Source organism: Actinacidiphila cocklensis (genome assembly GCF_907177275.1).
Taxonomy (GTDB): Bacteria; Actinomycetota; Actinomycetes; order Streptomycetales; family Streptomycetaceae; genus Actinacidiphila; species Actinacidiphila cocklensis.
In genome coordinates this window covers 272,004-283,845 of record NZ_CAJSLV010000070.1, presented here as the reverse complement: position 1 = coordinate 283,845, position 11,842 = coordinate 272,004, and the positions used below count along the sequence as shown (strand labels likewise).

General features: G+C 68.2%; 5 protein-coding genes and 1 pseudogene. 2 read left to right on the top strand and 4 right to left on the bottom strand.

What is annotated here, in order from left to right; genetic code table 11:
• Positions 1–182: 182 nt before the first annotated feature.
• Both NFU81_RS26320 and NFU81_RS26315 read left to right on the top strand, forming a co-directional pair.
• Positions 183–1,070 carry an integrase core domain-containing protein gene (locus tag NFU81_RS26320; protein ID WP_285833824.1) on the top strand — a complete coding sequence of 296 codons (888 nt, stop codon included), beginning with the start codon at positions 183–185 and terminating at the stop codon, positions 1,068–1,070.
• A 51-nt stretch (positions 1,071–1,121) separates the two neighbouring features.
• Positions 1,122–1,484, top strand: a pseudogene (locus NFU81_RS26315) (integrase core domain-containing protein); the annotation flags it as partial.
• Between the two features lie 81 nt (positions 1,485–1,565).
• Here NFU81_RS26315 and NFU81_RS26310 read toward each other — a convergent pair.
• The 4 genes from NFU81_RS26310 to NFU81_RS26295 all read right to left on the bottom strand — a co-directional run bounded on the left by NFU81_RS26310 (position 1,566) and on the right by NFU81_RS26295 (position 11,836).
• The gene (locus NFU81_RS26310) at positions 1,566–3,521 is read right to left on the bottom strand and encodes a PLL family lectin (protein WP_251494470.1); all 1,956 of its coding nucleotides are present in this window, start codon (positions 3,519–3,521) and stop codon (positions 1,566–1,568) included.
• 266 nt (positions 3,522–3,787) lie between these two features.
• On the bottom strand, positions 3,788–5,971 hold the full coding sequence (locus NFU81_RS26305) for a PLL family lectin (protein WP_251494467.1): 2,184 nt from the start codon (positions 5,969–5,971) through the stop codon (positions 3,788–3,790).
• A 245-nt stretch (positions 5,972–6,216) separates the two neighbouring features.
• Positions 6,217–8,346, bottom strand: coding sequence for a PLL family lectin (locus tag NFU81_RS26300; RefSeq protein WP_251494464.1), 2,130 nt, complete (start codon positions 8,344–8,346; stop codon positions 6,217–6,219).
• A gap of 256 nt (positions 8,347–8,602) precedes the next feature.
• On the bottom strand, positions 8,603–11,836 hold the full coding sequence (locus tag NFU81_RS26295) for a Tc toxin subunit A-related protein (protein WP_251494462.1): 3,234 nt from the start codon (positions 11,834–11,836) through the stop codon (positions 8,603–8,605).
• Between the last annotated feature and the right edge of the window lie 6 nt (positions 11,837–11,842).

Genomic DNA, 11,842 nt, shown 5'->3' with positions numbered 1-11,842 from the left:
AGAGCACCCCCGCGAGCCGCCGCGCGGCCTCCTCCTGCCGCCCCTGCGGCATGTGATCCTGCATCAACTCAGACTTCTCGATACTCACTGTGCGTAGCGTCCTTCATGTCGAGCCGGGGCCCGCCCACCACCCAGCAAGATCAACTCCTACACACTTCAGTGAACACCCTCCCCTCTCGCACCTGATACCACGCCGCCGCTGGGCCCAGGTCTTCCCGATCACCCCAGCCACCCTGCTGGCCTGGCACCGCACACTCGTAGCGAAGAAATGGGACAACAGCCAGCGACGCCGACCCGGACGCCCGCCCACAACTCCCGCCGTCAAAGCCCTGATCCTGCGCATGGCTACCGACAACCCGGAATGGGGCCACCGGCGCATCCACGGCGAACTCACCCGCCTCGGCCACAAGATAGCGGCCTCCACCGTGTGGAACATCCTGAACCAGGCCGGCATCGATCCCGCCCCGCGTCGCACCGGACCGACCTGGAAACAGTTCCTCACAGCCAAGGCCGAGCACATCGTCTCCGTCGACTTCCTACACGTCGACACCATCAACCTCAAACGCATCTACGCCCTGGTCATGCTCGAACACCGCAACCGCCGTGCCCACCTGCTCGGCGTCACCGCCAACCCCACTGGCCCATGGACCACCCAGGCTGCCCGCAACTTCCTCATGGACTCCAACACCGAGGGCCACACGTTCCTGATCCGAGACCGCGGCAGCCAGTTCACCGACGCCTTCGACGCCGTCTTCACCGACGCCGGCCTGCGCATCCTGAAAAGCCCGCCCCAAGCCCCGAAAGCCAACGCACACTGCGAACGGTTCATCGGCACCCTGCGCCGCGAACTCCTCGACCGGACGCTCATCCTCAACGAACAGCACCTGCACCGGACCCTCACCAGGTACCTGGAGCACTACAACCAACACCGGCCCCACCGCGCCCTGAACCAGCTCTGCCCATCACAAGCCGAAACCGGACCACCACGCCCCATCGACCTCGCCGAGCACCGCGTCCACCGCACAGCAGTCCTCGGCGGACTCATCAACGAGTACCAGATCGCCAGCTGACGGTAGGACGAACCCGCAGATCAGCGGCCGAATCCTATATTTGAGCCCCACAGGGACCGCGAGGGGAAGTTCCCAGCCCTATTCGACACCATCCTCGCCGACACCGGCATCGAGATTGTCCTGAGCGGCGTACGCATACCACGTATGAACGCGATCATGGAACGCTGGGTCCATACCTGCCGCCGCGAACTGCTGGACCGCACCCTCATCTGGAACCACCGGCACCTTCTCCACGCCTTACGCGAGTTCGAACAGTTCTACAACGAGCACCGTCCACACCAGGGCATCGCCAACGCCCGACCACTGCACCCGTTGCCCCCGCCGATCACCGATCCAGACCAGATCGCCCACCTCGACATACGAAAACGCGACCGACTCGGCGGCATCCTCCACGAATACCGACGTGCAGCCTGACCTGCACGGATGACGTTTCCGGCAAGGACAGCGTCCGGAAAGAGATGGCGACAGTTTCCTTTGCAGGTGCCGGTACTGGGCTCAGCTCAGCTTCGGCGTTACGGCGTGGACTCGCCCGCGGTCATCGATCACCACGGAGCACGGCAGGTTGTCTAGGAATACGGCGCCCTTCCCACTCAGGAGGGTTGTGGAAGGCACGTCTGAGTCCCACGGGGGCCGATCCCAGCGGGACCACGTCTGCCCTGGGCCGGTGGTGGCGGTGGCCCAGAGCCACTTGTCGTTGCCAATGAGGGCGACGAGGCAGCCCGATGCGTTTGCCGGGTCATGCATGGTGCCGACCACCGCCTGGATGAGCGCATCTCCGGGACGACCTCGTGCCGTCCATTGCGGTGTTCCGCCGGGCGTCCATCGAAGTGTCCACACCCCCCCACCCGGAGAGCCGACGGCGGCGATGTCGACCGTCGCGGACGTCACGGCCTCGACGCCGATTCCGGCGGTGATTCTCTCTGTGGGGGTCGGGGTGCCCAGGTCGTTCCAGTGGAACGAGTCGCCGTCGGCGACGCTGATCCAGAGGTGCCCGTCATCGGTGACGACGACCGCCGCGACCAGCAGCCGTTCTGCGGCGGTCACGAGGGGGGCCGCGCCCACGACCGTGAAGATCAGCCGACCCGGCGGCGTGCCGCGGTCGCTCCAGCCCCACTCGTGCCCGGACCGGGAGCGCACCCACAGCCGCCCGTCGTCGGCCAACACGTGCACGATCGGCCCGTGGGCCGGATCGACCGCGATCGGCGCGGTGCCGGTCTTGATCGACGTGCCGGTCGGGGCGCCGTGGTCGACCCAAGCCCAGCCGGCCGCATCCGCCGTCCGCGCCCACAGGTGCCCGTCGCTGCCGACCACAAAAGCCCACGTCGGCTGGGGGTCGCCACCGACCACGGTGATCACCCCGACTCCGGCCACGCTCGTAACGGCGGCTGTGGGTTGGCCGTGGTAACTCCAGCCGCTAGGGCCTCCGACGAGGCCCTGGATGGAGTTCCCCTCGATCAGGGTGTCCCACAGGTCGCCGTACTCGTCGACGACGACGACCCTACCGATCATCTCATCGTTTCGCGTATCGGTGTAGGCTCCGACGACGGTGGCCACCGATCCGGGAGCGCCGTGGTCCTCCCACCGCACCCCGGCGTCGTCCAACCCAAAGGTCCGCAGGTCGTCTCCCCATGAAACACCGGCGATCCACAAAGGTCGCCGCCCAGCCGTCGCATCGACCTCGAATGCCGCAGTGGGGATGCCGTAACGCGGCATGCTTCCCCGATCCGTCCAGTCCCCGCCCAGCGACCGCGTCCAGATGTTGCTATCGATACTGAGGACGACGGTGGGCTCGTCACCGGGCTGCGGGTCCGGACCCTTGTCCGCGACCAAAGCCGCGTCGAGACGTCCCGGAACTGGCGGCAGTCCCAGGTCGACCCACCGCCAATCGTGGCCGGAACCGATAAGCATGCTAAATTCGGTTCCCGAAGACTCCGTTTCCACGACGACGCAGGCCTGCAACCGGCCGCTGCTGTCGCGGATGCTGGTCGCCGAGAGCCCTGCCCCGTGTTTGAGCGGCCCGCCACCAGGGTCGATCCAGGTCCAAACCGAGTTCTCGCGCACGGCGACTTTGCACGTCAACTCCGAGTGCCCCCCTGCACTGACGGACGCGAAGATATGCTGCTGCGGCTCTGCCCCCGCCGTGACGGACGCGAGTTGACTGACGAACAGCTTGGGATCCGACGGGATTGCGAACCACGTTCCGTCGGAGTCGACCCCTTGGCGTACCCACATCTGGGAAGCGTTGTATAGCAGGAGGGTGTGCTGTGTGTTGGTGCCCTGGCGCGTGGTGCTGGTGACGATGCTGCCAGCAATCTTCGGGTCCGGGAACGGGCTCCCGAGGCTGCTCCACGACCCGGACGCGGCCTCCGGCCGGTACAGCCAGACCTGACCATCGCCTCCAACCACGGCCAGCGTCGGTGCACCGGACGCCTCGACGGTGAGCAGCGTCACGTCGCGGAGGTAATCCCCGGTGGGCGGGATGCCGACGCGCTCCCACCGCCACCTCGCTCCCGCGCGGCACCGCAGGTAGAGGTGGCCGCCGAAGGTGCCAACTACGAAGGCTGTGCCCTCGATGCTCGCTCGCGCCCAGGAGACCGCACCAGGACTTTCACAGTCGGTCCAGATGGCGACTGCCATCAGCGGAGCCCTGCCAGACCGGTGGTTGTGCAAGGATTCTGCATGACCTGCCCTCCGTTCATGCGTTGATCACAGAGCGCTCAGCCCCGCGGGGGTGTTACGACGTGGACCCGGCGGCGGTCGTCGATCACCACTGAGCACGGCAGGGTGTCCAAGAGCACGGCGGTCTTCCCGTTGAGTGCGGTCGTGGAGGGCACGTTCGGATCCCAGCGGGACCAGGCGTGGTCCGAGCCGGCGGTGGTGGTGACCCAGATTTCCTTGTCGTTGCCGATGACGGTGACGAGGCAACCGGCTGCGTTCGGCTCGGGCGTGGTCCCGACGGTGGTCTGGATGTCGGCATCGGCGGGGCGGCCCCGTGCCGTCCACAGCGGTGTTCCACCGGGCGTCCATCGGACGGTCCACACTTGCTTGCTCGGAGAGCCGACGGCGGCGATGTCGACCGTGCCGGGCGTCACGACCTCGACGCCGATTCCGGCGACGATCTTCTCCCCGGGGGTCGGAGTGCCCAGGTCGGTCCAGGCGAAGGAGGCGCCGTCGGGAACGCTGACCCGCAGGTGCCCGTCCTCGGTGATGACGACCGCGAGCGGCAGCCGTCCTTCTGCGGTCACCAGGGCAGTTGCGCCCACAATGGCGAAGATCAGCTGTCCTTGCGGCGTGCCGCGGTCGGTCCAGCGCCACTCGGGCCCGGACCGGGACCGCATCCACAGCCGCCCGTCGTCGGCCAGTACGTGCACGATCGGCCGGTCGGCGGGGTCGTCGGCGATCGGCGAGACGCCGGCCTCGATCAGCCTGCCGGCCGGGGCACCGTGATCGACCCAAGACCAGCCGGCCGCTTCCGCCGTCCGCGCCCACAGATGCCCGTCACTGCCGACGACGAAAACCCACGATGGCTGGGGGTTGCCGCCGGCCACCGTGAAAACGCCGACTCCCGCCGCGCTCGTGACGGCGTCCGCGGGCAGGCCGTGATAGCTCCAGGTACTGAGCTGGTTGCCCAAGCCCTCCGAGACGGTGAAGTCCTCCGCGCTAGCCCATCGTAGGCAGACCCACAAACCGCCGTACTCGTCGATGGCGAACACCATGACCGGACGCTCCTCAGCGAGGTCGTCCTCGATCGCGTCGTCATAGGCCCCGACGACGGCAGTCACGGATCCTGGACTGCCGTGGTCCTCCCACCTCACCCCGGCATCGTCCACCTCGAAGGTCCACAGATCGGACTCCTCGGAAACCCCGACGGTCCACACACGTCGCTGCGAGGTCGCCGCGCCGACCTCGAATGCCGCAGTGGGGGTGACGACCGTGACGTCGCCGGGTGTGGTGCCCCGATCCGTCCAGTCGCCGCTCAGCGACCGCGTCCAGAGGGTGTCACCGAGGCGGCCGACGGTGACGGGCTCGTCACCATGCTGTGGGTCAGGGCCCTTGTCCACGACCACAGGTGCGCTGAACATTCCCGGACCCGGCTGCCCCAACGCGACGTGCCGCCAATCGTGGCCGGAGCCGATGAGCATGCTCGCGGTCGTCTCCTCGAATCCCGTTCCCACGACGGCGCAGGCCCGCATCAGGCCGCTGCTGTCACGGATGCTGGTCGCCGAGAGCCCGATGTCCTCCGAGTCCACCGCCGCTGTGAGCGGCGGGCCACCGGGATCGATCCAGGTCCAGACCGAGTTCTCCCGCACCGCGACCCTGAGCGCAAGAGCGCCTTCGTCGTCGCGGTCGTGGACAAGGGCGATGATGTGCTGCTGCGGCTCCACTCCCGCGGCAACGGACGCGAGCACGGACGCAAGTTGCCTGACGAACAGTTCCGGATCCGACGGAATCGCGAACCACGTGCCGTCGGGGCCGACACCTTGGCGTACCCACGTCTGGGAGGCGCTGCGCAGCAGGAGGGTGTGCTGATCGCCCGTGCCCTGGTGGGTGGTGCCGATGGCGATGCTGCCGACGATCTCCGGGTCCAGGGGCGGGCCGCCGAGGCTGCTCCACGGCCCGGCCGCGGCCTCCGGCCGGTACAGCCAGACCTGGATATCGCCTCCGACCACGGCCAGCGTCAGGGCACCGGATGGCTCGATGGCGAGCAGCGTCGCGTCGCGTACCCGCTGCCCGGTGGGTGGGATGCCGACACGCTTCCAGCGCCAACCCGTATCGGCGCGACGCCGCACGTAAAGGTGGCCGCCGACGGTGCCTACAACGACGGCCGTGGCCTCGCTGCTCGCCCGTGCCCAGGTGACGTCGCCGGGACTTCCGAGCCCGACCCATGTGACGGCTGCCATCAGCGCGGCCCCTGTAGTCGCGTCCTGGCCAAAGGCTTCGGCATGACCTGCGCTCCGTTCATGCGTTGATCACAGCGCGGACGATCGCCCGGTCCCGCGTCAAGGCCGCTGGGGACTGGAGGTTGGCGGATGAGGTCGGCTGCGCCACATGCGTGCCGGTCTGGCGCTTCGCCGGGGCGTGGCGGCGTTCGAGTGACATGGCCGGTCTCCCTTTCCTGCTTTCCTGCCAGGTGTGAGCAGTTGGCTCAGCCCCGCGGGGTTGTTACGACGTGGACCCGGCGGCGGTCGTCGATCACCACGGAGCACGGCATTTCGCCGAGCAGCACCACGGCCTTCCCTTCGAGGACGGTGGTGGCAGGCACGCTCGGATCCCAGCGGGACCACGTCTGGTCCGGGCCCGTCGTGGCGGTGACCCAGACCTGCTCGTCGCTGCCGATGACCGCCACGAGGCAGCCCCCTTCGTTCGCCGGGTCGGGCATGGTTCCGACCACTGTCTGGATGTGCGCTTCGCCGGGGCGGCCCCGTGCCGTCCACTGCGGTGTTCCACCAGGCGTCCATCGAAGAGTCCAGACCTGCCCGCTCGGAGAGCCGACGGCGGCGATGTCCACCGTGCCGGGCGTCACGACCTCGACGCCGATTCCGGCGACGATCTTCTCCCCGGGGGTCGGAGTGCCCAGGTCGGTCCAGGCGAAGGCGGCGCCGTCGGGAGCGCTGACCCGTACGAGTCCGTCCCCCGTGACGACGACCGCGAGCGGCGGCGTTCCTGCCGCGGTCGCCAGTGCGGCCGCGCCCACGACGGCGAAGATCAGCTGGCCGGGCGGCGTGCCGCGGTCGCTCCAGTGCCACTCGTGCCCGGACCGGGACCGCATCCACAGCCGCCCGTCGTCGGCGAGCACATGCACGATCGGCCCGTCGGCCGGATTGACGGCGATCGGCGGGGTACCGGACCCGATCGTCGTGCCGGGGGTGCCGTGGTCGACCCAGGCCCAGCCGGCCGCGTCCGCCGTGCGTGCCCACAGATGTCCGTCACTGCCGACGACGAAAAGCCACGTTGGCTGGGGGTAGTCGTCGTTCATGCTGAGCACGCCGATACCGGCAGCGCTCGTGACGGCTGCGGCGGGCCGACCATGAAAACTCCATTTCCAATCCTGGTTGACTTCGTCGCCGAAGCCGACGTCGAGGGCGGCACCAAGCTCGCCGGACCACAAATCGCCGTGCCCGTCGATCACGACCATCCTGACGGGGTGGTCATGGGCGGTGTCCGGCCACGTATCGGTATAGGCCCCGACCAGGGCCGCTACCGATCCGGGACTGCCGTGGTCCTCCCACCGTGTCCCGGCCTCGTCCGACGCGAAGGTCCACAGCTCGGACGCCGAGGAGACGCCGGCGGTCCACATCCGACGCTGTGCGGTTGCCGCAGTGTCCTCGAAGGCGGCCATGGGGTCGACGACTGCGACGTCGCCCGGTGTGGTTCCCCGGTCTGTCCAGTCGCCGCTCACCGACCGCGTCCACATGGTGTGACCGACGCGGCCGACAACGAGGGGCTCGTCACCGGGGCGCGGGTCCGGGCCCTTGTCGGCGACCACAGCCGCGCTGAGCGATTCCGGAACCGGCGGTCGTCCGAGGTTGACCCATCTCCAGTCGTGGCCGGAACCGATGAGCATGCTGATGGTGGTTTCGCCGAAAGATCCTGTTCCCACCACCGCGCAGGCATGCATGGTGCCGCTGTTGTCACGGATGCTGGTTGCCGAGAGCCCGATGCTGACGCCGGTGGGGAGGGGCTCGTCTTGCTCGTCGGTTGGCGGGCCACCGGGATCGATCCAGGTCCAGACCGAGTTTTCACGCAGTGCGACCCCGACTTGGGAGTCTTCCGGGCTGTCGCGGTCGTGCAGGAGGGCGAAGATGTGCTGCTGCGGCTCTGTGTCCGGGGCGACGGACGCCGGCGCGGACGCGAGTTGTCCGACGGGCAGGTTGGCGTCCGGTGTGATCGGAAACCATGTGCCATCGGGCTCGACGCCCTGGTGGATCCACGGTCGTTCGAGGCTGGTCACCACGAGGGTGTTCTCGGTGGCGGTGTCGTGGTGTGTGGTGCTGGTGACGATTTGGCTGGTGTCCAAGGACTCGGGGAGGCTGGGGTCCCGTGACGGGCCGCCAAGGTTGATCCACGGCTCGGACGCCGCCTGCCGCTTGTAGAGCCAGACCTGGGCACCGCCGTCGACCACGGCCGCGGTGAGGGCACCGGATGCCTCGACGGCAAGCAGCGACGCGTCGCGAACGACCTGCGCGGCTGGTGGGGTTCCGACGCGCTCCCACTGCCACACCGTACCGGTGTGCCGCCGCAGATAGAGGTGGCGGCCGGCCGTGCCGACGACCACGACTGTGGCCTCGTGGCTCGCCCGTGCCCAAGAGACGTCGCCGGGGCTTCCGGCCCGGGTCCACTGGACGGTTGCCATCAGCGCGGCCCTGCCGGCGGGGTCGCCACGGACCGATTCCGCACGCTCCGCGCTCCGTTCACCGAAAACGACATCCGCGATCTGTCCGCGGTCGTCCGGACGCGGGAGGGTTGTCCCGCCGACTGTTTCTGTCCCGAGTCGACGGGCGAAACCGGTCCGCCGGCCGTGCGCACGCGGCTCATCCCGATGTGCCTTCGCGGACCGTGTACCGCACGATGATGTAGGGGTCGGCGGTCCGGTCGCTGCGTACGACGTCGTCGTCCGCCGGAACGGCCAGGGTGAACGCGCCCTTCGCGGCGAGCTCGGCGTCGAGCGCCGGCAGCGCGTCGGCGGCCACCGGTGAAGGTCCCCGTGCGAGGAGGTCACCGGCGATCCCGTACAGTTCCACCGCCGTGAGGGTGATCTGTGCTGACTGTGCGAAGTACGGAAACCAGCTCTTCTCGATCCGCAGTGACAGGTTTGCGCCGCCAGCCAGGAACTCCGTCCACTCCGTCGGGAAGTCGTGGCGCAGACTGAACGAGCGCGCGAGCGTCTGATTCGCCGCAGCGGCGAAACGCTCGCGAAGGTCGGCGACCACGGCGTCGGACGGCACACCTGGGCGAGCGGTGAAGCCGATGTGCAGCACGGCATCGGAGATGCTCGTGTAGTCGAAGGTGCGCAAGTCCTTCGGCAGGTTCAGCGCCCAGGTGCTGATCGCCCCCGCGCCTTCGAACGGCAGGTAGCGGTCGTCGTGCGCCGCAGCGTCAAACAGCCCGGTGTCACGGACGGCCGAACTGGTCACCACCGATTGCAGGGCTCCCGGGTAGTCCAGGAACCGTGAGTCCTCTCCCGGCGCCCGGGTGTATTTCTCGTCGAGCAGCCTGGGCTCGCGACGGATGGAACTGCGCTGCAGCGACAAGGTCGCCGAGACCGACGTGTACGGACCGGTCACAGCGGGCAGACTCAGCGCCACTGTGCGGATGCGGCGCATGTAGTGCCCCGGAGCCTGGAGGTCGAATAGCCACTCCGGGACCGTGAACTGGCAGACGCCACGTGAGCGCAACTCGAGCAGGGCCAGGGGGTCGAGCATGCGCAACGAGACATGTGTGGTCATCTCGAACTCACGCCGGTTGTTCTCCAGATAGGCCAGTTGGAGCTGCGCGAGGTCGTGGTGCAGCCGCTCACCCGCCTGCAGGCCGCGGTGGCCGGTGTCCCAGTGGGAGTACCCGATGAACGTGGTGCCGTCCATCTCGGGGCGCATCAGTTCCCGCTTGACCGCATACTCGGCGGAGCGGGCGACGTCGACCGCCATACGGTACAACTCCGCGAAGCTGCGTGCCACCTCGCTGCGCAGCCAGGTGTAGAGCTCGGTGTTCGTGTCCTTGGAGGAGAGGAACGCGTCCACCTGCCGGGCCCTTTCGATCTGGTCGCCGGCGACGTCGTACTCGCGCCGCGCGACCTGCTCATGCACGAGTGCGGCGATGAGCTGGCGCCCGTTTTGCGTCAGCTCCAGGGCGGCCTGGTTGCTTTCGTGGACGAAGTCGAGGTCACGGCGCTGGTACCCGGCGATCTTGGCCGCACGGCTGCCGTTGTACGTCTCCTGCTCGGCGGAACCGCGGATGGCGGTGGCCAGTGTCCTTCCCACCGACGACAGCAGCGGGCCGCCGAATTCCACGTGCCCGCCGATGCCGAACGGTTCGATGTCGACGCCCATGTTCGGCAGCATGCCGAGCACCCCGTAAATGACATCGACCGTGGTGGCGGCCTGCTGCAAGTCCCGCGCGGCGGGCATGTGGACGTTCAGTTCGGCGAACTCGTTCGAGATCAGGTCAAGTGAGCCCTGGCTCTGCGCGCCCGCCTGGACCTGCGGGTCGCCATCGCGCGCCAGCCGGGGGGCGGGCCGGCTCTCCTCCACGATGGCGGTCGCGTACTGCCCGACCAGCTTCTGCAGAACGTCTGGGAAGGTCGTCTCGGTGACGGGCAGACGGGTCAGACCAACGTCGCGCAAGGTGTCGACGTCGGCCTCGGGGCGGCCGAGCAGCAGCTGGAAGTGGCGGTAACGGGCGAAGGCGAGGGCGCGTGTACGCAGGAGCGCTTCGGTGTTGGCCTCGGCTTCCTTCCAGGTGAGGAAGCGGACGTCGCGGGTGAGGCGGGCCATGCCGATCTCGTGTCCCTGCCGCAGCCGGGCCAGTTCTTCCGCGTCGCGTTTCTCCATGGCGGACATAAGCGCCGCTCCGGTCGATTTCACCTCCGCTGCGATCTCGAGCGCCTTTTGGATCAGCAGTGTCGCCCGTACCGGCGAGGCCGGTGCGCGGGTGCCCGCGACCGCGCCTGCGATGTCGATGCCCGCCGCGGTGGCCTGGGACAGGAGGCCGGGATCGAGGACGGGCGCGAAGAGCGCGAGCTGGCGTGCCGTTCCGGTGATGTCCTGGCAATTGCGGATCTTGAACAGCCGGTCGGCGACCGTGTCCCAGTACCCGATGAGTTGGTCGTTGCGCGGGACGCAGAAGTACAGGCTGCGCCAGATACCGAGCAGCGCTGTGCCGCCGTCTCCTGCACCAGCTGCGGTCGGTGCGGGCGTCCGGGCGAAAGGCAGATGGTTCTCCAGTGTGACGACCGCGTTCCCGAACGACTCGAGATGGGCCTCCTTGAGCTGGCGGTAGCTCATCCTGGGCGCCGACCGGTGCCGTGGGATCTCCGACGGGCGCGGGCCGAGGATGTTCGCGGCGAGCACGTAGAGCTGGGTCGCCTCATTGACCGACTCCGTGGTGTCGAGCCGGAACAGGCTGTCGCCCCAGGCGATCAGGTTCTCCAGGTACTTCATCACTACGTAGTACTGGTAGGCCACGACCCGGGTCCGGGCGACGCGGTGCGGCTGGAAGGGATGGCGGCGCAGTTGCTCGTAGCTGACCGCGGCCGAGGCCAGCAGGATCTTTTCCTCCGGGTCGACATCGGAAGCGGGGCGGCTCAGCACGGCCACCAACTCATCCACGCGCGGCATGTCGCCCGGCCGCGGGTCCCGGAAGCGGACGAACTTCCAGAACCGGTCGGGCACGGGCGTGTCTGGATCGGTCTCGGTCGGGTCGAAGACATGGTGGAACCACCGCTGGGCTTCGGCGAAGCGCTGGTTCTTGCTCAGGTGCACCGCGATGCTCACCGGAGCGTGGAAGAACAGCTCCCAGTTGTAGACCGAGTAGGGACCGGATTCGCTGACGTCGATGTTCTTGGGGAAGAAGTCGACCTTGAATCTCGGGTCCTCACCGGGCGCGGCCGGGTCGTTCGGATCGTAGATCTGGTCGAAGAACGCTTCGGAGACCTGCTGGACCGACAGGTCCAGCAAACCGTCCACCGACTGCTGGTTCAGTTTCTCCACGAGCATCCCGACGTAGGGATGGAAGTGGTTCTCGAACACGAAGGACTTCGTGTCGGCCATGGCAGG